General features: G+C 46.4%; 22 protein-coding genes and 1 tRNA gene. 13 read left to right on the top strand and 10 right to left on the bottom strand.

Annotated features, from left to right (window positions below; genetic code table 11):
- Positions 1-28 precede the first annotated feature (28 nt).
- The 8 genes from H9J30_RS11745 to H9J30_RS11710 are packed head-to-tail and all read left to right on the top strand — an operon-like array spanning position 29 to position 3297.
- Entirely contained in the window at positions 29-565 is a 537-nt protein-coding gene (locus tag H9J30_RS11745; protein ID WP_240131196.1) for a hypothetical protein, read from the top strand.
- On the top strand, positions 562-948 hold the full coding sequence (locus H9J30_RS11740) for a hypothetical protein (RefSeq protein ID WP_240131195.1): 387 nt from the start codon (positions 562-564) through the stop codon (positions 946-948). Before H9J30_RS11745 ends, H9J30_RS11740 begins: the two co-directional genes overlap by 4 nt.
- Positions 945-1193, top strand: a complete 249-nt coding sequence (locus tag H9J30_RS11735) for a hypothetical protein (protein WP_240131194.1) — start codon at positions 945-947, stop codon at positions 1191-1193. Before H9J30_RS11740 ends, H9J30_RS11735 begins: the two co-directional genes overlap by 4 nt.
- A complete protein-coding gene (locus H9J30_RS11730; RefSeq protein WP_240131193.1) occupies positions 1190-1411 on the top strand; it encodes a hypothetical protein in 222 nt (73 codons plus the stop codon). Before H9J30_RS11735 ends, H9J30_RS11730 begins: the two co-directional genes overlap by 4 nt.
- Complete coding sequence (locus H9J30_RS11725; protein ID WP_240131192.1) at positions 1411-1584, top strand: hypothetical protein; 174 nt, start codon at positions 1411-1413, stop codon at positions 1582-1584. The genes H9J30_RS11730 and H9J30_RS11725 overlap by 1 nt, the downstream gene beginning before the upstream one ends.
- Positions 1581-1799, top strand: coding sequence for a hypothetical protein (locus H9J30_RS11720; protein ID WP_240131191.1), 219 nt, complete (start codon positions 1581-1583; stop codon positions 1797-1799). Before H9J30_RS11725 ends, H9J30_RS11720 begins: the two co-directional genes overlap by 4 nt.
- A complete protein-coding gene (xisR, locus tag H9J30_RS11715) occupies positions 1796-2005 on the top strand; it encodes an excisionase family protein (RefSeq protein WP_240131190.1) in 210 nt (69 codons plus the stop codon). Before H9J30_RS11720 ends, xisR begins: the two co-directional genes overlap by 4 nt.
- The gene (locus tag H9J30_RS11710) at positions 2005-3297 is read left to right on the top strand and encodes a tyrosine-type recombinase/integrase (RefSeq protein WP_240131189.1); all 1293 of its coding nucleotides are present in this window, start codon (positions 2005-2007) and stop codon (positions 3295-3297) included. The genes xisR and H9J30_RS11710 overlap by 1 nt, the downstream gene beginning before the upstream one ends.
- Before the next feature lie 25 nt (positions 3298-3322).
- Here the strand turns inward: H9J30_RS11710 and H9J30_RS11705 are convergent.
- From H9J30_RS11705 to H9J30_RS11695, 3 genes are all read right to left on the bottom strand, one after another.
- Positions 3323-3410, bottom strand: a tRNA-Ser gene (locus tag H9J30_RS11705).
- A 202-nt stretch (positions 3411-3612) separates the two neighbouring features.
- A complete protein-coding gene (locus tag H9J30_RS11700) occupies positions 3613-5607 on the bottom strand; it encodes a methyl-accepting chemotaxis protein (RefSeq protein WP_240131188.1) in 1995 nt (664 codons plus the stop codon).
- Positions 5608-6155: 548 nt separating this feature from the next.
- Positions 6156-6788 carry a YchE family NAAT transporter gene (locus tag H9J30_RS11695; RefSeq protein ID WP_240131187.1) on the bottom strand — a complete coding sequence of 211 codons (633 nt, stop codon included), beginning with the start codon at positions 6786-6788 and terminating at the stop codon, positions 6156-6158.
- A gap of 316 nt (positions 6789-7104) precedes the next feature.
- On the opposite strand from H9J30_RS11695, the gene adhE reads away from it, so the two are divergent.
- Entirely contained in the window at positions 7105-9705 is a 2601-nt protein-coding gene (gene adhE / locus H9J30_RS11690) for a bifunctional acetaldehyde-CoA/alcohol dehydrogenase (protein ID WP_240131186.1), read from the top strand.
- 160 nt (positions 9706-9865) lie between these two features.
- On the opposite strand, the gene H9J30_RS11685 is transcribed toward adhE, so the two are convergent.
- From H9J30_RS11685 to H9J30_RS11670, 4 genes are all read right to left on the bottom strand, one after another.
- On the bottom strand, positions 9866-10801 hold the full coding sequence (locus tag H9J30_RS11685) for a M14 family metallopeptidase (RefSeq protein WP_240131185.1): 936 nt from the start codon (positions 10799-10801) through the stop codon (positions 9866-9868).
- A 55-nt stretch (positions 10802-10856) separates the two neighbouring features.
- On the bottom strand, positions 10857-11315 hold the full coding sequence (locus H9J30_RS11680; protein ID WP_240131184.1) for a GNAT family N-acetyltransferase: 459 nt from the start codon (positions 11313-11315) through the stop codon (positions 10857-10859).
- A 166-nt stretch (positions 11316-11481) separates the two neighbouring features.
- Entirely contained in the window at positions 11482-13533 is a 2052-nt protein-coding gene (locus H9J30_RS11675) for a dipeptidyl-peptidase 5 (protein WP_240131183.1), read from the bottom strand.
- A gap of 275 nt (positions 13534-13808) precedes the next feature.
- Positions 13809-15353 carry a fumarate hydratase gene (locus tag H9J30_RS11670; RefSeq protein WP_240131182.1) on the bottom strand — a complete coding sequence of 515 codons (1545 nt, stop codon included), beginning with the start codon at positions 15351-15353 and terminating at the stop codon, positions 13809-13811.
- A gap of 122 nt (positions 15354-15475) precedes the next feature.
- On the opposite strand from H9J30_RS11670, the gene pabB reads away from it, so the two are divergent.
- The gene (gene pabB / locus H9J30_RS11665; protein ID WP_240131181.1) at positions 15476-16879 is read left to right on the top strand and encodes an aminodeoxychorismate synthase component I; all 1404 of its coding nucleotides are present in this window, start codon (positions 15476-15478) and stop codon (positions 16877-16879) included.
- Between the two features lie 24 nt (positions 16880-16903).
- Positions 16904-17491 (top strand): CoA pyrophosphatase, encoded by a 588-nt coding sequence (locus H9J30_RS11660; RefSeq protein ID WP_240131180.1) that lies wholly within the window; start codon positions 16904-16906, stop codon positions 17489-17491.
- A gap of 24 nt (positions 17492-17515) precedes the next feature.
- Here H9J30_RS11660 and H9J30_RS11655 read toward each other — a convergent pair whose 3' ends face one another.
- Entirely contained in the window at positions 17516-17851 is a 336-nt protein-coding gene (locus H9J30_RS11655) for a hypothetical protein (RefSeq protein ID WP_240131179.1), read from the bottom strand.
- Positions 17852-18002: 151 nt separating this feature from the next.
- Between H9J30_RS11655 and asnS the strand changes: the two genes are divergently transcribed.
- Positions 18003-19403 (top strand): asparagine--tRNA ligase, encoded by a 1401-nt coding sequence (asnS, locus tag H9J30_RS11650; RefSeq protein ID WP_240131178.1) that lies wholly within the window; start codon positions 18003-18005, stop codon positions 19401-19403.
- A 244-nt stretch (positions 19404-19647) separates the two neighbouring features.
- Positions 19648-20658, top strand: coding sequence for a D-alanine--D-alanine ligase (locus H9J30_RS11645; RefSeq protein ID WP_240131177.1), 1011 nt, complete (start codon positions 19648-19650; stop codon positions 20656-20658).
- An 80-nt stretch (positions 20659-20738) separates the two neighbouring features.
- Here H9J30_RS11645 and H9J30_RS11640 read toward each other — a convergent pair whose 3' ends face one another.
- Both H9J30_RS11640 and H9J30_RS11635 read right to left on the bottom strand, forming a co-directional pair.
- Positions 20739-22997, bottom strand: coding sequence for a bifunctional diguanylate cyclase/phosphodiesterase (locus tag H9J30_RS11640; protein WP_240131176.1), 2259 nt, complete (start codon positions 22995-22997; stop codon positions 20739-20741).
- 162 nt (positions 22998-23159) lie between these two features.
- Positions 23160-24374, bottom strand: a complete 1215-nt coding sequence (locus H9J30_RS11635) for an RsmB/NOP family class I SAM-dependent RNA methyltransferase (protein ID WP_240131175.1) — start codon at positions 24372-24374, stop codon at positions 23160-23162.
- Positions 24375-24384 lie beyond the last annotated feature (10 nt).

Genomic DNA, 24384 nt, shown 5'->3' with positions numbered 1-24384 from the left:
CAAATCAAATTATTTATTGGAGTTAAAAATGGATATGCCAACACCCTGCCCACGATGCGGCGAAGTAGTTGAGTTTGATGATATGGTGCGTCATCCAAACGAGTTTAAAACCCTTGTCTGTGAAGATTGCCATGACAAGATTGAAGAAGAAAATAACCGAGGTTCTGAAACTGATTCATTCGGCAATGTAGTCGAGTGGCATGCCGATCCTGATGATGGTCTGATTAATTTTAGCGTTAACGGTGTAACAGTTGCTGATTGGAGCTTTGAAGATGATCCAGAGGATGCACTTAACTGCTTTATGAAGATTTGGAACAAGGCCCAAGAGTTAACCAAAAATGAAAAGCTCGAAGCAATCACCGCAGAGCGTGATCAGTTGGCGGCAAAATTAGCAAAGCTAGATAAACTTGCGACCAGATTTATCGAAGATTCAGAAGAAATTGCTGAATTTATTGATGCCATGGGCGGAAGAAACCACTTGGTTTTAGCAAAAGATATTAGAGATATTGCTGATGAAATGGCGGATGTTCTAAACGAACAAACTGCCAATGGCGGTGCAGCATGAAACCACTTTCACTGTCAGAAAGATTAAACCAATTCGCTACAGATCAAGATGATTTATCTCGTCGTGGTGAAAAGAATCTTGCAGCAGAAGCCGCTCAAGCAATTGATTCACTCACCGCAGAACGCGAACAGCTAGCGGCTCAGGTTGAGGCTCTTAAACACGGCGTTTATCACTTCAACCGTAGTCATGGCGATCTTAATCCATTACTTAAAGCTGTAGCAGAATCACCAAAGCAATGCCTTGATGATATCCGCGCCAAAGCCATCTGTGATTTTAAGAATGAACTTTTAGCTGCGACTAGCGTTATGTTTAGGCCGCATATCGAGGGTGTTTGCGCCGTTGTTACTGAAAGAATGCAAGCCGCTAAGGATGGTGCCAAATGAAAACCACACTAACCGCAGTGCTTACATGCTTAGTTGTATCGCTTCTAACCACGCTAATTGTGTTGGCGTTGTTTGGCTTTAGCGTCAACACATCTCCGCGAATTATCGCCTTCATTTGGGGAATAGGTTTTATGTCAGCTTGGTTTTCGGTATTCGCAATCACCAAAGTCTGCAAAGTGTTAGTGCTAGACGATAAAACCAGAGTGATTGTTGTTGACGAACGCAGCAATAAGGCAGGTGCATGATGGAAAACGCACGTAAATCTTGCCATCAATGCAAACACCTTGAGTGGGCTGAAGGCGAAACAGAATGCACCACTGGATGGGCATGCGATAAAAGGCAGGGCGCAATTTATAATTCATCCTCTGACTGGCAAGTAATTGAGTCGGAATTTTTATCAAAGCTAGAAGATGAAAAGTACAGGAATCGATACAAAAGATGTTTTGAACAAGGTGGTGCGTGATGGCTCTCACTATCGGTGAAATGTACCAGTTCAAAGGTGGGCGAGAAAAAATTATCTACGTCGGCAAACAAGGTAATTGGCATCAGTTCGAGCTTGATGGAGAGACTGGTGTTATTTGGTGCGAGCTATTAGATAGCGATTTGCATTTAATCGAAAAGGTAGGTGCTGCATGACTCTAAATGACCGCATGAATTTGCTGATCGAAGAAAACCAGCAGCTAAAAGCCGAAGTTGCAGAACTTAAGAATCAAGTGGCAATCCTCAGCCAGCGCCCTGAATTTGATCTATCAACTGTTCAAGGCCGCGAGCAAGCAGTGATTGCTAGGCTAGATATGATGCGATTAAAAGCAGACAACCCTAATAAATTAATTGTAATTGGTGGTGCATGATGGCAAAGCAAAGCGTTGAAACCACCCCTGCTAAGTGGGTGCGCGGCAATTTACTGCCAACTGTATTTGGCATAACATCCGAGGCCGCGCGCAAATATCGTGAGCGTGGCGTATGGTTAGAAGGTCGGCAATGGCGTTACGACCCCGTTAATCGCGTTGTCTATAACGTCAATGAGATAGAGCGCTGGATGGAAGGAGTCGCATAATGAGCACTTTACCAAAGGGAGTTGAAAAACTCCCTGTTGGCGTCGAAATCAATTACAACACGGTTCGCATCGTGTTTATGCTAAACGGCGAGCGCTGTAGAGAGCCATTAACCGGCTACTCGAAGATCACAAAATCAGTTATCAAATATGCCGAAAACAAGCGCAACGCCATCTTAACCGAGATAGCTGAAAACCGCTTTGATTATCTGGCGCACTTCCCTGATTCAGCAAAAGCCGCAGCGCTAGCGGGGATGATTAAAACCAAGTTAACCGTAGTTGACGCGGTAAACCAATGGCTATCAGTTCAGGAGGCAACCAAAGCCAAAAGCACTTTTAAAAATTACAAAACCAAAGCGCAGCATGTGATCAATAAATGGGGATCACGCAAGCTTGCAGACATAAGCAAGTCTGAGTTTGAGCTATTCCAAGCTGAACTGTTGCGCGGTGGACTATCACCTAAAACCGTCAATGATATTTTTACCATTGTGCGCGGCGTATGGTCTGAGGCGTTTCACGAAGGCGCAATCAAAGCTAACCCGCTTGACAGAGTTAAAAACGTCGAGCGCGATAATCTTGAGGAAACAGCCGACCCGTTTACTCGGGAAGAACTCGCACGGATTGAGAATATCAACACAGTTCGCCAAGGCGATATAAACATGATCATGTTTTGGTGTTGGGCTGGTTTATCGCTGTCGGAGATCATCGCGCTGGCGTGGGAAGATATTGATACCGAAACGTGGACCATCAAAGTGCAACGCGCCAAGGTACTTAATCAGTATAAAGTTCCAAAAGAGCGCGGACGTATCCGAGTCATTGAGTTGTTAGAGCCTGCTAAAGTATGGCTGCAGCGACAGATGGAGTTAACCTACATGCAGCAAACCGCAGAGTACACGGTGCAGCAACGGGATAACATCACCAGCCGACAAGAAGCCATCCGCTTGGTTTTCTTAAACGGTAAAAGTAATGAACCTTGGTATGACAATTCTGTGCGCCGTTGGTTTGCAAGCATACTTAAGCGCGCTAAGTTGCGACACCGTGGACCCAACCAATGCCGCCACACTTTTGCTAGTCAGTTACTTTCAAACTACGTACCGCTTGAATGGGTCGCGCGCCAACTTGGTCACAGTGACACAACCATGATCAAGAAACACTATGGCAAGTGGATACCTAAAGACTCGCAAAGAATGGCAAGCCGTATATCTGAAATGATGGGCTTTAATGCGGACATAAACGGACAGGAAAACGCAGATTTTGCCCAGATTTTGCCCAGAAGCAACATAGGGAATCAGTAAAATACTGATTCCCTTTGTTTTTATTTGGCGGTGAGAGAGGGAGTCGAACCCTCGATACGTTTCCGTATACACACTTTCCAGGCGTGCTCCTTCGGCCACTCGGACATCTCACCAGATTGTTTGGATATATTTTTATGTGTTTATCATTCACATTGATAACAACATGCTTAACTAACTCATTTAGCATTCGCTGTTAACGGAGCGGTACTGTACGCAAAAGCATAAGGACGGTCAAGTAAAAAAGAGATGATTTCAGGCGGTTGCACAATTGCTAAGCAAACCGCCTGATGTATGAGCTGAAAATGTATGCTAAGGCTATTTTACAGTAAATTTATGGACTTCCTTAGACATAAGATCGGCATCGTAGGTCAATGCTTTCGTTAACCCTCTAAGCTCATCGGAGATAAGTTGAGTATTTAAATAAATTTCATTTATCTTCAATGCATTACGATTCACATCTTCTGACACAGCAGTTTGTTCGTGTGTCGCAGTTGCAATTTGTTCATTCATACGGTTGATGATATCGACTTGTTCAACAATACGCTTAAGTTCAAGTCCTGCTTGCTCTGCTTCCTGAACACTAGTATTTGCCTGAGACAACCCACGCTCCATGGCTTTTACTGCCATACTCGCAGCGGATTTTAATCTATCTGTCATATTTTTAATGTCAGAAGTCGATGCTTGAGAACGTTGAGCCAAGCTTCTTACTTCATCAGCAACCACCGCAAAGCCTCGCCCCATTTCTCCCGCTCTTGCTGCTTCAATTGCAGCGTTGAGTGCCAGTAAATTGGTTTGCTCTGCAATACCACTAATCACATCTAACACAACTACGATGCCGTGGATTTCGCGGTCGAGTTCATTGATCGCTTGTGAAGCGCCATTAATATCATCGGCAAGTGCTTTAATCGCTTTGCTCGTTCTGCCGACTTCAAGATTACCTGTTTTGGCCTCTTGATTTGCCGAATGCGAAGCTTCAGAAGCATGCACCGCATTACTCGCGATTTCAGCAACTGTCGCACTCATTTCAGTCATTGCGGATGCCACCTGCTCTGCCTCACTATGACCAGCCATGACATCTTGCTCCATTGCATGGGTACAAGCGTCCATCTGTTCAGCCGCTTGCTGTAACTTGCTGACACTGGCGCGTACCTGCAATATAACGTTTTCAAAATCATTCATCATGTCATTGAAAGCGATGGCGAGTTCACCAAACTCATCTTGGCTGCTGTGAATTAAGCGAACGCTGAGATCGTAGTGTTTCCTTGCATTGGTTACGGTGGAATAAAGCTGATGCACGCTGGAGTGCAGATACCGAATCACGGATAAGCTAAGTAGTAACACAATAATGAGAATTAAGATTAAAGTGGCTAGCACAAAAATCATTTGTTGATTAGCCGATTCAAGGCGTTCATGGGTAACCTTCAAAAGGTCTGCTGAAACTTGCTGTTCAAAATCCCGTAAACTGTCTATCCGAGCGGTTGATTTTGCAAACCAATCCTCTGGATTTTGTTGCTGAATTTTTTGGTTATCTTGGTCAAATGCAATTTGCCTCAGTGCTTCAACCTCTTTGACTTCATTAGTGTTTTGTAACCTGCTGATCGCATCAACCAGATTAGATGAGGCTAATGCATTAAAACGCTCTAAATAACTATTTTGCTCAGAAACTAGGGTAATAAACTTTGCATAAACCTTTGGTTTAAATCCTGATTGACCAAAGGTCGAACTTAATACTGCTCGTTCTATCCCTGCTCTTTCCTTCATTTGTAAAAAAGCACTAAATGCCGCAGCTTTAATCGCAATCTCTTGATTCGCACCAGTTTTGGCGGTCTCATCGACTATTGCGAGTAATTCTCTATTTAGCTCCGTATAGTAGCTAACTTCATCTGCGACACTGATTGATAAACTATCAACCTGCGAACGAATAGAGGTTAATCGACCGAGTTGGGTATTCAGTTCACGTAATTTAGGCGCAAAAGCTGAGGGTAAGCTGTGGTTTTCGATAAAAGATTGGAAAAGTTTAAGCTGGGTATCGGTTAATTGTCTTTGGATAGGGATCTTTGCGGCGAAGGCTTTGCCTGATGAGCCGATAAAGCCCGCACTCATACCCCGTTCTTTTTGTAACTCATGGACAAAGTTACTGTTAGTCACCGCCAATTCACTCAACCGAACAACTAGTTTAAGCTCTTGACGATATTCATACTTTTCGATGAGAAACAATGCACCATACAAAAAGCACGCTAATAAGGGTGGCAATACAACCATGAGTAATTTTTGCTTTAAGCTGAGGTTGCCAATCCATTGCCATTTCATAGGGATATCCTTAATCGACTTAGGGTTAAACAGTTAGGCAGTTATTTATAGCACAGGATGTTAATTATAACGACATGATAGCGCTACTTTAGAAAACTCTAATTGCTATGGAAACAAACGATTACAACAATATCGTGCAACAACAGCTAGAGCGTGTTGACGTTTCGAGATTAGATTTTGTTCGTTCAGGCAAGTGCGTGCTCGCGAAACGAGAAATGATCTGTCGTTATTCAACTCAAATGAAGAGCGGCTCTTATGACTGAAAGTAAGTGCAAGGGCTTGCCTGACGACCCCTTCGGGCAGCATTGGGCTGGCTTTTCTGCCGCATTATCGTCCGTTTATGTAGAATAACGACGCAGCACGGACTTTACCTTGCATAAAAGCCAGACACATTGCTGCAAAAATACCCCTGAAACGTCAACACGCCCTAATAGAGATAAGGCTACAAATAGGCTAAGGAAGAAAAACTTGTGTTGATAAAACAAAAAGAAAGCTGCTATTGAGACATGGCTGCATGCGGGAGGAAACAGCCTCCCGCATTCCGATTTTTAGCTAAAAAGTTGTGGGAATAGCCCTTTAATACCCGCGGCAATGACTTCGATACCAATCGAGAGCATCAAGAGTCCCATCAGACGAGTAATCACGTTAATACCTGTTTTACCTAAAATTTTATAAATAATTGACGCCATTCTAAATAGTGCAAAACTCACCAATCCAAAAATAATGACGGTAATAAACATCCCAATAAAATTGGATAACGAATTATGCTCAGCAGCAAATACGATCACCGAACTGATAGCCCCAGGGCCTGCCATTAATGGCAGAGCCAACGGTACTACGGCCACCGACTCCATGGCGGAAGATTCACGATCTTCCTCTTGGTTGCGTTTTACTTCGCCCAATTTCCCCTGCAACATCGACATCGCAATAATCGCGATCAGCGTGCCGCCAGCGATCCTAAAGGCCGAAAGTGAAATGCTAAACATATTCAAAATATGTTGCCCCGCGACTATGGTCACCAGCAGGATCACCACCACCGCAAAGTTAGCCACTTTCCCCGTATGGTTACGTTCGGCTTCAGTTTGATGACTAGTTAAGCTCACAAACACTGGCAGCAAACCAATGGGGTTGATAATGGCAACTAAGCCAAGAAAAAATTTAACGTAAAGTGTTAACTCCAAGTTGCAGTCCTTATTGAGCGTGTCACGCCAATTTCATCAAACTAACCGTAAGGGCAAGTATAGTAGCTTAAGCTCAGATGACTGAAAAATGAGATTTTTGAGGTTTAATCACAAGTTTGACTAATATTTGTTGGCGTTACTCCGCTAATTTTACGCAAAAAGGTTAGATAAGATCTAAATTAACGTATTTTTATTACATAAAAACACTAAATTGACAGAGTGATCACACTTTACCTTAGGCTTAAGGTGTAATTTTTCATCATAAAGAAGAGTTAGCGAATCGTGCATTCCCTAAATCTTTTTAGGAGTCTTAATCATGACAGTAACCAATGCCCAAGAACTGGATCTCATGGTCGAGCGCGTAGCCAAAGCGCAAGCCGAATATGCCAGTTTTAGCCAAGCTCAAGTCGATGCAATTTTCCGCGCCGCCGCATTGGCCGCCGCCGATGCGCGTATATCGCTTGCTAAAATGGCCGCCGCCGAAACCCGAATGGGGGTGATTGAAGATAAAGTAATAAAAAACCACTTTGCCTCAGAGTATATTTACAACAAGTACAAGGATGAAAAAACCTGCGGAATTTTATCCGAAGATCCCACTTTCGGCACCATCACTATCGCAGAGCCCGTGGGCATTATCTGTGGGATTGTCCCCACAACCAATCCCACCTCCACCGCCATTTTCAAAGCGTTGATCAGCCTTAAAACCCGGAATGCGATTATTTTCTCCCCTCATCCTAGGGCAAAAGTCTCGACCACCACTGCGGCCAAACTGGTGTTAGATGCGGCAATTGCCGCCGGTGCGCCCAAGGATATTATCGGTTGGATTGATGAGCCCAGTGTAGCGCTGTCAAATCAGTTAATGACCCACCCCAAAGTGAACCTTATCCTCGCAACAGGTGGCCCTGGTATGGTGAAAGCGGCCTATTCTTCAGGCAAACCCGCCATTGGTGTCGGCGCAGGTAACACGCCGATTGTTATTGATGAAACCGCCGATATAAAACGCGCGGTCAGCTCGATTCTGATGTCTAAAACCTTCGATAACGGTGTGGTGTGTGCCTCAGAGCAAGCGGTGATCGTGGTCGATAGTATCTACGAGCAAGTCAAAGAGCGCTTTGCCACCCATGGCGGTTATCTCTTAAATACCGCGCAAACCGCTGCGATGCAACAAGTCATCCTTAAAAATGGTGGCTTAAATGCCGATATCGTCGGCCAAAGTGCCGCAACCATAGCGCAAATGGCGGGAATTGAAGTCCCACACACGACCAAGGTTTTGATTGGTGAAGTCACCGATATCACTGAGGCAGAAGCCTTTGCCCACGAAAAACTCTCCCCCTTACTCGGCATGTACCGCGCCGCCGATTTTAATGATGCCGTCGATAAAGCCGAAGCCTTGGTCGCCTTAGGCGGGATTGGCCACACATCAGGCTTATATACCGACCAAGACACCCAAACCGAGCGGGTGAAAACCTTTGGTTTTAGAATGAAAACCGCGCGAATTCTAATCAACACTCCAGCTTCGCAAGGCGGAATCGGCGATCTATACAACTTTAAACTCGCCCCCTCGCTCACCTTAGGTTGTGGCTCTTGGGGCGGAAACTCGATTTCCGAAAACGTCGGCCCAAGCCATTTAATCAATAAAAAAACCGTCGCTAAGAGGGCTGAAAACATGCTGTGGCACAAGCTTCCTTCGTCTATCTACTTCCGCCGCGGCAGTTTACCTATTGCCCTTGAAGAATTGAGTGATAAAAAACGTGCCCTCGTTGTCACCGACCGATTCCTATTTAACCAAGGTTATTGCGACGAAACCTTAAAAATCCTTAAGGCACAGGGTTTAGAAACCGAAGTGTTTTACGAGGTTGAAGCCGATCCCACACTGGCCACAGTGCGTCAAGGCGCCAAAGTCGCCAATAGCTTTAAGCCCGATGTGATTATTGCCTTAGGCGGTGGCTCGCCCATGGATGCGGCCAAGATTATTTGGGTGATGTACGAGCATCCCGATGTCGACTTTGCCGATTTAGCGCTGCGCTTTATGGATATCCGTAAACGTATCTATAAATTCCCTAAAATGGGCGTCAAAGCCACTATGGTGGCGATCCCGACCACTTCAGGCACTGGCTCTGAGGTCACACCTTTTGCCGTGGTCACCGATGAACAAACCGGCAAAAAATATCCCATTGCCGACTATCAACTCACCCCTAACATGGCCATTGTTGACCCAAATCTGGTGATGGATATGCCGAAATCCTTAACCGCTTTCGGCGGGATCGATGCGATCACCCACGCGCTCGAAGCCTATGTCAGCGTGATGGCAAACGAGTACAGCGATGGTCAAGCCCTGCAAGCTCTCGACCTGCTCTGCAAATATTTGCCTGATGCCTATCAACTCGGCGCTGCATCCCCTATCGCCCGTGAAAAAGTGCATAATGGCGCCACCATAGCCGGTATCGCCTTTGCCAACGCCTTCCTTGGGATCTGCCACTCTATGGCTCACAAGCTGGGCGCCGAGTTTCACTTAGCCCACGGGCTGGCGAACGCGCTGCTGATCAGTAACGTTATCCGCTTTAATGCGACGGACTTACCCACTAAGCAAGCCGCATTCAGCCAATACGACAGGCCAAAAGCCCTGTGTCGCTACGCGGCCATTGCCGATCATTTAGCCCTAGGTGGCAACTCAGATGCGCAAAAAGTTGAAAAATTGCTGGAGAAAATCGAGCAGCTCAAAAAGACGCTGGGCATTCCTGCGTCTATCCAAGAAGCGGGAGTTAACGAAGCCGACTTCCTCGCCAAAGTAGATATGCTTGCCGAGGATGCCTTCGATGACCAATGTACTGGTGCTAACCCTCGTTATCCGCTAATTAGCGAGCTAAAACAGCTACTACTCGATAGCTACTATGGCCGCCCTTTTACCGAGCAATAGTGCTCAATAGATATAATGTCTAGGCAATAAAAATCGTTAAATGCAAAAGCCCTCGTTTGAGGGCTTTTATCATTTTAACTTAAGCAAAATCAATTGATGGCACAGTACAAAACGTTAGGATTGACTTGCGAGCTTGATATCAAATAAGTAACAAACTCAATTAATTCAGTGCTAACACATAGTCGATGGCACTGGTAATCGCCGCAACTTGAGCTAAATTGCACTCTGCGGGCGTGGCCGATGGGCTGTCAGGATACACTTCTGTTGTCGTGTTATAAATACAACCCGTCACACTGCTGCATAAACCTAGCGCTTTTAGTGGGTAGTTGATCACCCCGTGTTGCACTACCGTTGAGCCGATAATCTCGCCCTTATCATCGGCAGGCGCGATGTGAGTGACTTTGCTAACGCCATCGATAATCGCCTTTTGGAACGCATCCTGCGGATTTTCGGTATCGCCTACAGCATAAAAACCATCAGGAATCGTCCCGGGAATAAAGTCTTTACCGTCACGCGCGGCCAAGGCTGGACGAAATTCATCCTCATCCGAGTCGGTGGTTTCATGTAAATCCACATGCACATCAAAACCTTGTGGAATGCTTGCCACCAGTGCCATCAGTGCTGCCGACTCTTCTGCTGGGCTATTAGCATAAAACGAGCGGTTTGGATCGATAGCTTTCGGGTTCCAGCGATTAATAGTCTCATAACCCCAAGGGCTTACACACACTGCCACCACTAAGTTTACCCGCTCAGCATAGTGAGCCGCGTTGTTAGCCAAAAAAGCCAAGGCGCCATGCACACCACTGGTTTCGTAGCCGTGTACGCCCCCTGTGACTAATACCGTTATCTTTTTCGGATCAAAGCTTGCTGATTTGACCGCAAATAAAGGGTAACGCGCTGGATCAATCGATAAAGCGCCATATTGCACCACATTCAGCCCTAATTCGGCCAGTTGTGACTCCATCGCTTTTAGTGGCGTGACAACATTGTCTTGGTAAGAACGTTTAATTTGCGTACTAGCAAACCATGCGGCCTTTTCGGCATCGCCCCATTTTTCACCGACAGTCCCAATTGGGTAAAAACTCACATTCGCCATAGGTTCTCTTCTTCTAATTTTGTGTTCTGGTTTTATGATTAAAAATTGATATAAATTAAAGCACGAGCTGCATCGGAATATCGCGGATCCCACCGCGATCGCGAATATCACTTTGCGCAATAAAGCCAAAGCGCTGATAGACAGGCAGCGCATTCACCGCCGAGTTGACGGTAAACGTGCCGGGATTTCCCTTCGCAAGACACTCAGCTTTAGCAAGCTCCCACAGCTGACGCGACAGGCCTTGTCCCTTGGCAATATCCGCCACAAATAGATGATAAAGATGACTGTTATCCTTCATCCCCACCACACCGACGAGTTCGCCAGCCTCATTCATTGCGACATGATATTGATAACCTAAGGCAAAATAATGAGCCACCGACTCAACCGACATGGCTTTGACTAAGGTTTGTGCACCAACATCTGTGCACGTGGGAGCGATATAAACTTGTGTAAGCTGCGTGATTAATGCGCTTATTGCCTCAATATCTGTTGTACTCGCCGCTCTGATCAGCATCTTCATTCCTTGATCTGTAACCGTAGCCAATATTTAACCCCGTTCGTTTACTGGTGTGTTTAGCTGGATACAAACAATCCTATTATTAAAAAGCCAGAACAGAGTTCTGGCTTTCGCAACAAGTCAATAGGACTAAATACAGCGTATTTAAGTCCATCATCCTCGATTACTTTTTAGTCCAGCTATCCATCCAACGGAACACGTTCGCGTACCATTGTTCTAGGTTTTCTGGCTTTAAGATCCAGTGGTTTTCATCAGGGTAAATCAACAACTCCGATGGAATACCCTTACGCTGCATAAAGCTAAATGCAGCTAAACCTTGGCCATAAGGCACACGGAAATCCTTCTCGCCATGGATAACCAGCATTGGGGTCTTCCAGTTTTCCACATAGTTAACTGGGTTAAACTTCTCATATAACGCTTTGTTATCCTGATAAGTACCACCGAATTCATGTTCGGGGAACCAGACTTCTTCGGTCACATAGTACATGGAGCGCATATCGAATAAACCCGCGTGGTTAACGAGGCACTTAAAGCCATCGTTCCAGTTACCTTGGATCCAGTTCATCATGTAGCCGCCGTAAGAGCCACCCAAGGCGCAGGCATTTTGTGGATCGAGCCATTTTTGTTGTTGGCTTACCGCAGCCAGACCTTTTTGTAAGTCTTCTAATGGCTTACCGCCCCAATCTTGGCTGATAGAATCGGTAAAGGCTTGGCCGTAACCGGTTGAACCGTGGAAGTCCACCATCACCACACCGTAACCCGCGCCCGCCCATAACTGGGCATTCCAACGACCACTGAAACCGTTGCCAAATGAACCTTGCGGACCACCGTGGACAAGGTATGCAATCGGATACTTTTTGCCTTCTTGGTAGTTAGCAGGTTTGATCCAGTAGCCGTAAACATCTTCGTTGTTCCAACCCTTAAAGCTAAATTGTTGGAATTCACCGAATTTGATTTCGGCCAGTTTGTCTTTGTTGACTTCAGTCAGACGCTTCAAGCCTTGACCATCGGTGTTGATGCGATACAGATCGCCCGGCTCTACCAAGGTTTTGCTATCGAAGATCAGTTGATCATCAGCAATCGCGATCAGACTGTTGCTGCCGTCACTGTAGATCGATTGTACATCACCAAATTGAGTGTTCACTTTGAAAATAGACACTTGGCCAATGTCCTGCGCCGTCACATACAGAGTACGGTTGTCAGGTGCAAACATCAGCGAGCTTGGGCTTCTGTCCCACAGCGGTGCGACTTCCTTCGACTGTCCGGTGCTGGTATCACGCAGCATAATGCGGTAACGGTCGGCCTCGAAGCCGGGTTTAGTCATCGCGAGGTACGCCATATAACGGCCATCGCTAGAGAATGTCGGCTGCGCGTCCCAAGCAATGTTATCGGCGGTTAAGTTAGTGGCTTTGCCGCCATTAACACTCACCTGCCACAGATCGTAGTTTGTGGTCCAAGCTTGATCTTTGCTGGGCGCTTTAGCGCTGTAAACCACATGCTGGCCATCAGGGGTGAAAGTCACTTCTTCCATGCCTGAGAATGGCTTAGGTGGGGTTTCGGTGTCTAAGCCTTGAGTGATATCAACCACTTTGGTCAGCTTCTCACCGTTGAGAGCGCCGACAAATAAGTGATTACGGGCGTGATCTTCCCAGGTATCCCAGTGACGTACCATCAACTGCTTGTATTCTCGGCCCGTCGATTTACGCTCCTCTTCGGCCTTAAATTTGTCTTTCGAGCAGGCTAAGTCTTTACACTCTGGGAAGACGCGCATGCTGAGCACGATTTGCTTGCCATCGTTAGACAGTTTGTAACCATCTATATCCAATGGCAGATCAGAAACTTGCTGCGCTTCACCGCCGGTTAATGGCAGTTGGAACAGTTGGCTTGACCCACTGCGGCTGGCGAGGAAATAAATCGATTTGTCATCGTTTGCGAAGCTGACATCGTGCTCTGTACCCGCAGCGGAGGTGAGCTGCAGCGGTTTCGCGTCTGCTTGCGTCAGATCGAGAAGATATAAATCCGAGCTTGCCTCTCCCTTGTCATTAACGGTTTTCAGGCCGTAGACCAATTTTGTACCGTCGTGAGATACCACGGCTGAATGCAATTTGTTGAGTTTAACCAGCTGTTGCACAGTAAAAGGCTTAGGATCGGCCGCGTGGGCAGAGCAGGCCAAACCTGCTACGCCAAGCGCCAATAGGAGAGGAGCTATTTTCATTGTTATATCCATCTTTTGTTAAACACATTCGGTAGTTGTACCAAATGAACGGTCAAAACGAACATCAATCGTCTCTATGAAGATAAGTTTGCCACACTAACGAAACAAAAACGCTCAAGCAAGCCAAAAGGCGTACTTGAGCGTATTTTTTTGTGACAAATTGTCAGTCAGCATCGAATAGACTCATTGAGTACCACTCGCCTTACTATCTTGCTCAAATCCCTTCTTAAAAAAGCGACATTTTTGCAAGAAGGACATTCGCTTAGGCCATTTGCTTAAGCTTTGGCGTTTGCAATATTGACTTTCCAAATCGCTGGGCCCGTTTCATGGGCATTCACGCCGTTTGAGTCAACCGCCACAGTCACTGGCATATCTTCAACGTCAAACTCGTAAATCGCTTCCATACCTAAATCGGCAAAAGCCACCACACGGGATTTTTTAATCGCTTTAGACACGAGATAAGCCGCGCCGCCAACAGCCATCAAGTACACCGCTTTGTGCTTCTTGATAGACTCAACGGTCGCTGGACCACGCTCAGCCTTACCGATCATGCCCATCAGGCCTGTTTTTTCAAGCATCAGGTCAGTGAACTTGTCCATACGGGTCGCGGTTGTAGGTCCTGCAGGACCCACAACTTCATTACCCACAGGGTCAACTGGGCCAACGTAGTAGATAAACTTGCCAGTAAAGTCCACGCCTTCTGGTAAACCTTCGCCGCTTTCAATCAGGCTTTGGATACGCTTATGGGCAGCATCACGGCCGGTGAGCATTTTACCGCTTAACAGAATGGTTTCACCGCTCTTCCATTGCTCGATATCGGCTTGTGTGACTGTGTCTAAGTTAACACGGCGCACATCGCTGCCCACTTCGCGGGTGATTTCTGGCCAGTCGCTGAGTGATGGAGGGGCAAGATCAGCAGGACCTGTACCATCTAAATGGAAATGCACGTGGCGCGTTGCCGCGCAGTTAGGGATCATCACAACAGGTTTGGATGCCGCGTGGGTCGGTGCTGATTTGATTTTCACGTCCAATACTGTGGTTAAACCACCTAGACCTTGAGCACCAATACCGAGGTTGTTAGCACGTTCAAAAATATCTAAACGCAGTTTTTCTTCGCTGGTTTGTGCGCCGCGCGCCATTAACTCATGGATATCCACGCTTTCCATTAAAGCTTCTTTGGCGAGCACCGCGGCTTTTTCAGCGGTGCCACCAATACCAATACCGAGCATGCCCGGTGGACACCAACCCGCGCCCATGGTGGGCAGCGTTTTTTCAACCCAAGCGGCGATATCGTCAGATGGGTTTAACATCACCATCTTGGCTTTGTTTTCGCTGCCGCCGCCTTTGGCTGCGATCGCGACTTCAACATGGTTACCTGGCACCATATCGATATGCACAACTGATGGGGTGTTGTCTTTAGTGTTTTTACGGCTACCGGCGGGATCGGCCACAATGGATGCGCGCAGTGGATTGTCTGGATTGGTATAAGCACGACGCACACCTTCATCGACCATTTGTTGAATGGTCATATCGGTTTTGTCCCACTTAACTCCCATGCCAATCTTAACAAAGGTGGTCACGATACCGGTATCTTGGCACAGTGGACGTTTGCCTTCGGCAGACATACGCGAGTTAATCAAAATTTGGGCAATCGCATCCTTCGCCGCCGCACTTTGCTCACGCTCATAAGCTTGGCTCATGGCATCGACAAAATCTTTCGGATGATAATAGGATATGTATTGCAGGGCATCCGCCACACTTTCAATGAAGTCGGCTTGTTTAATCACTACATTTTCAGACGTTTCATGGTGAGATGACATAGTAGGAGCGCTCCAGCAGCCTTTAGGGCCTTACTTGTTTTTTTGTGTAATTCTTTCTGGGCCAATATGATACTCTTTCCCATCTTTTTGGGCTACATCACATTTTTAGATAGGGTTAATAGATGGTAAATAGGGCGTCAAAACAACTTGCATCACGCCAACTTGACTGGACATTAAACACAGCAGACCTCTTTGAACACTTTGCGGCAGAACCTTGGGCAATACTGCTCGACTCGGCCAATGCCACCCATCTGGATGCTAAGTTCGATATCATTTGCGTAAATCCCATTGCCACCCTGATCACCCATGGTGAACTGACCAATATTCAGGTTCAGTTGCCAGAATTAACCATTCCCACCCAAATGAGTGCAACCGATGATCCCTTTACGCTGGTCAACCAGTTATTGCGCCACTGGTATCCACAATCCTTTGCCTCTGAACTCCCCTTTAGTGGCGGCGCCATGGGCTGCTTTAGCTACGATTTAGGCCGTCGTATTGAAGCTATCCCCAATATTGCGGCGCAGGATATTCGCCTCGGCGAGATGAATATTGGCTTTTACGACTGGGCATTAATTTTCGATTATCAGCAGCAAAGCTGGTTTTTAGTGCACTATTTGGGTGAAACCGCGCTAGAAGCTCAGTTGAAAATAATTGAATCAAAAATAGCCAACACCACAAAACAGGCTGAATTTAGTCTCACAAGCCCTTGGTCAGCACAGCTCACCAAAGCCCAGTACACCTCAAAATTTAATCAAGTACAGGCGTATCTGCATAGCGGTGATTGCTATCAAATTAATTTAACCCAACGCTTTGAAGCACTATATCAAGGCGATGAATGGCGCGCCTATTGCAAACTGCGCAGTGCCAATCAGGCGCCCTTCTCTGCCTTTATGCGGCTTAATGACAATGCGATTTTATCGATTTCGCCCGAGCGTTTTATTCAGCTACGCGGTAACGACATTCAAACCAAACCGATTAAAGGTACCTTGCCACGTCATGCTAATCCTGAGCAGGATAAACAGGTGGCGCAAACACTCGCCAACTCCCCTAAAGATCGCGCCGAAAACGTGATGATTGTGGATTTACTGCGTAATGATATCGGCAAAGTCGCGGCGTCCGGCTCGGTGCAAGTACCCCATCTATTTGCCATAGAAAGTTTTCCGGCTGTGCACCATTTAGTAAGTACTGTCACCGCCAAACTCGACCCACAATACCACGCCTGTGACTTGCTGCGGGCAGCCTTTCCCGGCGGTTCGATTACCGGTGCGCCGAAAATTCGCGCGATGGAAATTATTGAAGAACTGGAACCCTCACGCCGCAGTCTGTATTGTGGCTCCATGGGGTATATCAGCCAAGATGGACAAATGGACACCAGTATCGCCATACGCACGCTAGTGGCTGAGCAAGGTAAACTCTATTGCTGGGCGGGCGGCGGCATAGTCGCCGACTCGAATGTCGATGCCGAGTACCAAGAAAGCTTCGACAAGATAAGCCGAATTTTACCCTTACTCGATAGCCCTCAATAATCGACAGGAATGAGTGGGAAACCTATGGATCAAGCGGAATTTAGACTCAGATTTAATCTGCATCCTTTAGCCACGCAAGATCCGGCGGCTATCCCTCACCTTGGGTTGCGTAAAGCTGCGGTACTCATTCCATTGCAGGAAATCCAAGGCGAGCTCAATCTGATTTTAACCCAAAGACCGATGCACCTTAGGGCGCATCCTGGGCAAATTAGTTTTCCCGGCGGCAAGATTGAACCCAGTGACAGCAGCGCCATTACAGCCGCGCTTCGGGAAGCAGAGGAAGAAATCGGTTTGTGTCGTGATAATGTCGAGGTGATAGGCACCTTCCCCGCGCACAATACTTTTACAGGCTTTGAAATCACCCCAGTGGTGGGCATGATTAAGCAAGATTTTGCCTTAAGACTCGATCCCGGCGAAGTCGCCGACTGTTTTCGCGTGCCCTTAAACTTTTTTATCGAACCGCAAAATCGCCACCGCAAACAGTTTTTACGCCAAGGGCGTTACTACAGCGTGCATTTTATTCCCTATCAACAGCGCTTTATTTGGGGCGCGACGGCGGCGATCATCGATCACCTCTGCCGCCATTTGAGTCTCCCCGAGAATATGATGTAAACAACACTCAAGCCTAACAATGGTTTATATAACAAAGTGTACATACAAGCCCGCCACCAGCGAGGTTAATAGCAGCAAGGGAATATTGAACCAATAGCCGAGTTTACTGTGATGGGCGACATAAAAATTAAACGCCAGACTGACTAAGCTAATTGCGCCGCAAATCCAAATAAGATACTGCAACGTTTGGGTCTCATGTGGGTCCCAGTACATTCTTACCGAAGTACCTTGGTTAAAAAAAGCACCGACCTCTCGTTCTGGCCTTGCATCGCCAAAAACCAGTAGTGCATAAACCGCCACAGCCCAACCTAAGATGGATAATGTCGCGAGGATGAGCTGAAATATTTTGACTTTCATCATATCGCCTCCGAACGTTTAACACACCATATAGCTCAATATTAGTAATATTAACCTCAGGATACCTTTTTCAGCTTGAGAAAAGCCACCAGCAAGGTAATATAAACCTCCAAAAATTTTCATATAAAACGTTTCGTTGGAGAACTAAGCAACAATGAGCATTGCATCGGTCGCTTCTGTATTTAAAGGTGAGCACGCAGTTGGTTCAACAGTCACAGTGCGTGGCTGGGTCAGAACCCGTCGTGACTCTAAAGCTGGCATCTCTTTTTTAGCTGTCTATGACGGCTCCTGCTTTAATCCTATCCAAGGTGTTGTGCCAAATAGCTTAGAAAATTACGACAACGAAGTGTTAAAGCTGACAGCTGGCTGCTCGGTGATCGTAACCGGTGAGATTGTGGAATCTCCTGGCGCTGGCCAAGCCTATGAGCTGCAAGTCACTGCCGTTGAGGTCACGGGTTGGGTTGAAGATCCAGACACTTACCCGATGGCGGCAAAACGCCACTCAATCGAGCATTTACGCGAGCTGGCGCACTTACGTCCACGTACCAACATTATTGGTGCCGTTGCCCGCGTTCGTAACTGTTTATCTCAAGCGATTCACCGTTTCTACCACGAAAACGGTTTCGTATGGGTGTCTACACCGCTGATCACCGCATCGGACTGTGAAGGCGCGGGGGAAATGTTCCGTGTATCCACGCTGGATATGGAAAACCTACCCCGCACAAGCGACGGCAAAGTTGACTACGACAAAGACTTCTTCGGTAAAGAAGCTTTCTTAACTGTGTCAGGCCAATTAAACGGTGAAACCTACGCCTGCGCCCTGTCAAAAATCTATACCTTTGGCCCGACGTTCCGTGCTGAAAACTCAAATACTAGCCGCCACTTAGCAGAATTCTGGATGGTTGAGCCTGAAGTGGCTTTCGCCACCTTAAGCGATATAGCAGGCCTTGCCGAAGGCATGTTGAAGTACGCCTTCAATGCGGTATTAACTGAGCGTATGGACGATTTGCAATTCTTCGCCCAGCACGTGGATAAAACCGTTATTGAGCGTCTGCAATCCTTCGTATCGAGTGATTTCGCACAAGTAGATTACACCGATGCGGTTGAGATCCTGCAAAAATGTGGTCGTGAGTTTGAGTTCCCAGTCTCTTGGGGTATCGACTTATCCTCTGAGCACGAGCGTTATCTTGCCGAAGAGCACTTCAAAGCCCCAGTGGTTGTGAAAAACTATCCAAAAGATATCAAAGCCTTCTACATGCGCCTTAACGAAGATGGTAAAACCGTTGCCGCGATGGACGTATTGGCCCCAGGCATTGGTGAAATCATCGGTGGTTCACAACGTGAAGAGCGTTTAGACGTGCTGGATATGCGTTTAGAAGAAATGGATCTGAACAAAGAAGATTACTGGTGGTATCGCGATTTGCGTCGTTATGGCACAGTGCCACACGCAGGTTTTGGTCTAGGCTTTGAGCGTTTAGTGTCTTACGTGACTGGCGTATCCAACATCCGCGACGTGATCCCATTCCCACGCGCGCCACGCACCGCAAACTTCTAATCTCGTTCCCGAGATAGATTTGACCTTAAAACGCGCTATTAGCGCGTTTTTTATTAGCCTTATAAACTGCGTTAAAATGCATCACTCAATCAAACTCCTTCGCCTCAGTCCTTGCGCTTTAGGGGCGAAGAAATCTAAGATGGCAGCGGCTAATACAGTGTCGTTATTTTTTAGCCCAGTTGCATGTTAGTGGCGTAGTTGCACCAAGCAACTCAACAGCATTTTGCTCAATCGAGGAATCATAATGTCAAAGATCAATTTACTTTTGCTGTGCGGCGGTGGAAGTGCGGAACACGATATTTCCCTACTGTCGGCTAATTATTTTGAAACCTCGTTAGCAAAATCAGAACAGTTCAATGTACTACGTGTGGTACTGGATAAATTTGGCCAATACCAAACCGCCGCAGGGGATGACTGCGAGCTGACCAATAACCGTGAGATCCGCTTTCGTGACGAGAGCAAAGCTCCTTGGCCTGTGGATTATGTGATCCCTTGTATTCACGGTTACCCAGGCGAGACTGGCGATATTCAGTCTTACTTTAATCTTATCCAACTGCCCTACTTTGGCTGTGAATCCGAAGCCAGCAGTAACTGTTTTAACAAGATCACCGCTAAGATGTGGTTCAGCGCCTTAGGCATTCCCAACACACCTTATATCTTTTTAAATCAATACGATGATGAAGCCATTGCCCAAACCCAAGCGGCACTTGAAAAGTGGGGATCAATTTTCGTCAAGGCAGCCTCTCAAGGCTCCTCAGTCGGTTGTTATAAGGTTGATGACAGCAGCAAAGTGCCTGGCGTGCTTAAAGACGCTTTTGGTTATGCGCCCTACGTGATTGTCGAAAAAACCATAAAAGCCCGTGAACTTGAAGTCGCCGTTTATGAGTATCAAGGCGAAGTGATTGCCACTCTACCCGGCGAAATTATCTGTGATAGCAATACTTTCTACACCTTCGATGAGAAATACGCCAAAAGCAGCAAGGCGCGAACCGATGTAGTCGCGCAAAATGTACCGACTGAAATCAGCGATCAGATCCGCGCCTATGCGATTAAAGCCTTTAAGGGCATGAAGTTACGCCATCTGTCCCGTATTGATTTTTTCTTAACGGCGGATAATGAAATCCTGTTAAACGAAATCAATACCTTCCCGGGTTCAACACCGATTTCGATGTTCCCCAAAATGCTACAAAATCATGGACATGACTTCACCCAATACTTAAGTTTGGTGATTAACGGCCAGTTAGCATCAAAGTAACCTCTTCACCCGCGTTGAGATTAAATAACACTAAGCGCGCCAATGGTGCGCTTAGTATTTAAACGAGGTGGTTGAATCGATTATGCATGTGGCGATATGACCGCTTGTTTAGCCAGTAATTCGAAAAACGCCGCCTTGGGCATGGGTTTATAAAATAGATAGCCTTGAATTTCTTGAATATGGTTATCCATCATCACCTGAAGTTGCTGTTGAGTTTCAACACCTTCCGCCGTCACTCGTAAGTTAAGTGCATGACTTAAGCGCACTATCGCTTCAATCAAGGCAAGATGCCGCTCACCTTCTGCCAGTCTATCGATAAAACTCTTATCGATCTTAATTTGATCGATAGGGAAATTGGCTAAGTAAGACAGCGAAGAATAGCCTGTACCAAAATCATCAAGGGAGATTTTAATACCTCTCGCACGTAACTCATTAAGCACTTGAATTAAATGAGCATGCTTTTTCATGAGCAGGGATTCAGTGATCTCTAAGGTGATCAATTCATAGGGAAAATCGTCAATACCTAGGTCCTCAATGATATCGGCAAAAGAGTCGCAAAACTCGTCTTGCAATTCATGGGACCAAAATTCAAAGGTCGACACATTAATCGCTAAACTCATTGGCCAACCCAGCGCTTGCATTTCAACAATGGTTTGCATTACGGCTTGTCGTACACAACGACCAATGCTAACGATTAAGCCACTGTTTTCGGCAATGGGAATAAATTCATCGGGGGAAATAAACTGTCCTTCATGCTGCCAGCGTAATAGCACTTCAGCGCGAACAATAAGCCCAGTTGTGGTATCAACTATGGGTTGAAAATACAGCTCGAAGGCGTTTTGTTCTAAGGCTTGCTTAAGCAGCGTGTGTAAATTAGCAATACGTTCGGCATTTTGTTGCATTTGCTCGGTAAAAAAATGATACCGATTACGACCATTGGCCTTAGAGATATACATAGCTTGGTCGGCGCAGTTTAACAGTTGCTCTAAATCCAAGGCATCTTCAGGGAAACGTGCAATACCAATACTCACTGAACTATACACGCCTTTATCGTGGGATAATTCATAACGCCGATATACCTGTTTATTGATCTTATCCGCCAACTGCGACAGTTCTCGCTGGGTAACCACCCCTGGCAATAAGATGGCAAACTCATCACCGCCTAAACGCGCAAACACCGCCCGTTCATTCAAACAGCTTTTAACCAGTTCCACCATTTGTACTAATAGGACATCGCCTTTATCGTGGCCGTAGGTATCGTTAACTTGTTTAAAGTTATCCAAGTCCATCAACATAAAGCTAAAACCCGGCGTTAAGCTATCGGCACTGATAAGCTCTTGGATTTGCCTAAACAAGGCGTTACGGTTAGCAAGCCCCGTTAATGAATCATTATTCGCTTGATATTTGATTAACTGCGCTGCTTTTTTACGCTCACTCACATCGGAAAATAACCAAGCAAAACCGAGATCTGCACTGTGGGATTCACGGAAAACCGTTACGGTTAAATCAAGATAAAAAGTCTCGCCATTATTACGCAGGCCAACCAATTCACCTTGCCACATTTTCCCCTCTGAGATGTGATTAAATAAGGAGGCTATTTCATGTGGCTCTGAGGGCGAGAAAAACTGCTCAGGATTAAATGCCAAAATATCATCAGGTTGTAGGCAAACCATCAGCTTAAACGCATCATTGGCATAGAGTACAGAATGGCTGGCATTGGTAATCACCAGCGCAAGCGGTAAACGATCAAATATTTTCACCGCAAGGCGCTGAAACTCCAATGAACGGCTACGTTCTATGGCTAAACTCGCCAGTCTTGCCGCCTCAGCAATTAAGGTTAAATCCGCAGCTGTTGGGGATTTAATCTCTTTGTAATACATAGCAAAGGTGCCAAGCACTTTGCCTTGAGTATCTTTGATAGGTTCAGACCAACATGCCCTCAATCCGTGGACAAGCGCAAAAGATTTATACAAGGCCCAATAAGGATGATGCTCAATATCCTCAACAATCACCCGCTGTCCCGTATAGGCCGCGGTACCACAAGAACCGACCTCAGGACCAATTTCGACCCCGTGGATGACTTGATTGTAACTATCGGGTAAATGGGGAGCGGCTCCCGTGAGCAATCTTTTACCATCCTCACTGAGTAGCAAGACAGAAGCATGGGTGCCAAGGCGTTGATCTTCAATTTTTAACACTAAAGCATGAAGAATGTCTGCTAATTGAGCGCCATTTAGCAGCATTGAAAGAATACCGTTATAGCATTCGAGGCTAACGTTTTGATTAAACCGAGTGCTTAACCCACTAACAGCACCCACAATCTGCATTCCTTCGTCCATAGAACCCTTAGCCAGCAAGCGTTTAAGTTAACGACCTTACTAAGGTGATTAACCCTTGTAAACCAAAGGTTAATTTTAGGGGCTCAGAGACGTTAAAGCAACCTTTTGATATGTAACCAAAGGTTGCTTTAAGTATCAGAAATGGATCGAGTCGTATTCGAATTATTCTTGAATACGTTCAAGCTTTGCGAGATAAAAACCATCAAAACCAGTATCAGCTGGGCTGATCGTTTCATCCTCCAGTAAGCGGAAATTGGGGTTTTCTGCTAAGAAGGCATCCACTTGACCACGGTTTTCACAGGGGAAAATCGAGCAAGTGGCATAGACCACGATACCGCCGACCTTCACCATGCGGCTATAGCTGCTTAAGATATGCTTTTGCAGTTCCATTAACACAGGTAAACGCTCCGCGGTATCACGCCATTTAGCATCGGGATTACGCTTTAATACCCCAAGGCCCGAACAAGGCACATCGAGCAGTACGCGATCGGCGCTGAGTTTTAAACGCTTAATGGTTTTAGACCCCACAATTAATCGGGTTTCGATATTATGGGCACCATTACGGCGGGCACGCTCTTTAAGGTTATCGAGTTTCCATTGCTCCACATCCATCGCTAATAAACGCCCTTTACCTTGCATTTGCGCGGCAATATGTAAGGTTTTACCGCCAGCACCGGCGCAGGCATCGATCACTCGCATACCAGGTTTAGCATCGAGCGCCGCAGCTACCCGTTGTGAGCCCGCATCTTGCTGCTCAAATAAGCCCTCTTTAAAGCTATTAGTGCGAAACAACGCCGAATCTGATGTGACTTCAAGTGCGGAATCTACGCTATCTACCACTTGAGTCGACACAAATTCAGTCGCTAATTTTTGTACTAATTCATCACGACTGACTTTTAGGCCATTAACCCGAAGAAAACGTTTAGGCGGCTGATTTAATGCGGCACGCTCTTTTTCCCACGCGGCTCCTAGCTGTTCACGCCCCATAGTATCTAACCATTCGGGACAACCATCCCAAAGTACGGGGTTAGTTTTAGCCTGTTCGATACGCGCGGCTAAATCATCGGGATCCACGGGCAGCGAATACTGCATTTTGGGCAGTTCAAGCTCGTGAAACAAATGCCACACATTAAGTAACTTTGAGCCTAAACGTTCCATTTCTTCTGGCTTTATTTCCGCTAAGAAACAATACAGATTTAACCGGCGCAGAATATCACCGGTAACAGTCGCGATCCGCGCCTGCTCGGCAGGGACCAACTTTAACCCTGAAAAATGCTGAGAATAAGCCCGGTCTAAGGGTTTTCCTTCGCTTAGCACCATAGCTAAGATATTGATCACTAATTCATTCGAGCTGGCAGAAAGCGGAGAATTCAACATTTACAGGTCA

The sequence above is a fragment of the Shewanella cutis genome (assembly GCF_022410515.1).
GTDB classification, from domain to species: Bacteria; Pseudomonadota; Gammaproteobacteria; order Enterobacterales; family Shewanellaceae; genus Shewanella; species Shewanella cutis.
This window is presented reverse-complemented; position numbering and strand designations above follow the sequence as displayed.

What these genes read in the sequence shown, in the direction of transcription:
- H9J30_RS11745 (WP_240131196.1), top strand. Translation starts at nt 29, where the DNA reads ATGGATATGCCAACACCCTGCCCACGATGCGGCGAAGTAGTTGAGTTT.
- H9J30_RS11740 (WP_240131195.1), top strand. Translation starts at nt 562, where the DNA reads ATGAAACCACTTTCACTGTCAGAAAGATTAAACCAATTCGCTACAGAT.
- H9J30_RS11735 (WP_240131194.1), top strand. Translation starts at nt 945, where the DNA reads ATGAAAACCACACTAACCGCAGTGCTTACATGCTTAGTTGTATCGCTT.
- H9J30_RS11730 (WP_240131193.1), top strand. Translation starts at nt 1,190, where the DNA reads ATGATGGAAAACGCACGTAAATCTTGCCATCAATGCAAACACCTTGAG.
- H9J30_RS11725 (WP_240131192.1), top strand. Translation starts at nt 1,411, where the DNA reads ATGGCTCTCACTATCGGTGAAATGTACCAGTTCAAAGGTGGGCGAGAA.
- H9J30_RS11720 (WP_240131191.1), top strand. Translation starts at nt 1,581, where the DNA reads ATGACTCTAAATGACCGCATGAATTTGCTGATCGAAGAAAACCAGCAG.
- xisR (WP_240131190.1), top strand. Translation starts at nt 1,796, where the DNA reads ATGATGGCAAAGCAAAGCGTTGAAACCACCCCTGCTAAGTGGGTGCGC.
- H9J30_RS11710 (WP_240131189.1), top strand. Translation starts at nt 2,005, where the DNA reads ATGAGCACTTTACCAAAGGGAGTTGAAAAACTCCCTGTTGGCGTCGAA.
- H9J30_RS11700 (WP_240131188.1), bottom strand. Translation starts at nt 5,607, where the DNA reads ATGAAATGGCAATGGATTGGCAACCTCAGCTTAAAGCAAAAATTACTC.
- adhE (WP_240131186.1), top strand. Translation starts at nt 7,105, where the DNA reads ATGACAGTAACCAATGCCCAAGAACTGGATCTCATGGTCGAGCGCGTA.
- H9J30_RS11685 (WP_240131185.1), bottom strand. Translation starts at nt 10,801, where the DNA reads ATGGCGAATGTGAGTTTTTACCCAATTGGGACTGTCGGTGAAAAATGG.
- H9J30_RS11680 (WP_240131184.1), bottom strand. Translation starts at nt 11,315, where the DNA reads ATGCTGATCAGAGCGGCGAGTACAACAGATATTGAGGCAATAAGCGCA.
- H9J30_RS11675 (WP_240131183.1), bottom strand. Translation starts at nt 13,533, where the DNA reads ATGAAAATAGCTCCTCTCCTATTGGCGCTTGGCGTAGCAGGTTTGGCC.
- H9J30_RS11670 (WP_240131182.1), bottom strand. Translation starts at nt 15,353, where the DNA reads ATGTCATCTCACCATGAAACGTCTGAAAATGTAGTGATTAAACAAGCC.
- pabB (WP_240131181.1), top strand. Translation starts at nt 15,476, where the DNA reads ATGGTAAATAGGGCGTCAAAACAACTTGCATCACGCCAACTTGACTGG.
- H9J30_RS11660 (WP_240131180.1), top strand. Translation starts at nt 16,904, where the DNA reads ATGGATCAAGCGGAATTTAGACTCAGATTTAATCTGCATCCTTTAGCC.
- H9J30_RS11655 (WP_240131179.1), bottom strand. Translation starts at nt 17,851, where the DNA reads ATGATGAAAGTCAAAATATTTCAGCTCATCCTCGCGACATTATCCATC.
- asnS (WP_240131178.1), top strand. Translation starts at nt 18,003, where the DNA reads ATGAGCATTGCATCGGTCGCTTCTGTATTTAAAGGTGAGCACGCAGTT.
- H9J30_RS11645 (WP_240131177.1), top strand. Translation starts at nt 19,648, where the DNA reads ATGTCAAAGATCAATTTACTTTTGCTGTGCGGCGGTGGAAGTGCGGAA.
- H9J30_RS11640 (WP_240131176.1), bottom strand. Translation starts at nt 22,997, where the DNA reads ATGGACGAAGGAATGCAGATTGTGGGTGCTGTTAGTGGGTTAAGCACT.
- H9J30_RS11635 (WP_240131175.1), bottom strand. Translation starts at nt 24,374, where the DNA reads ATGTTGAATTCTCCGCTTTCTGCCAGCTCGAATGAATTAGTGATCAAT.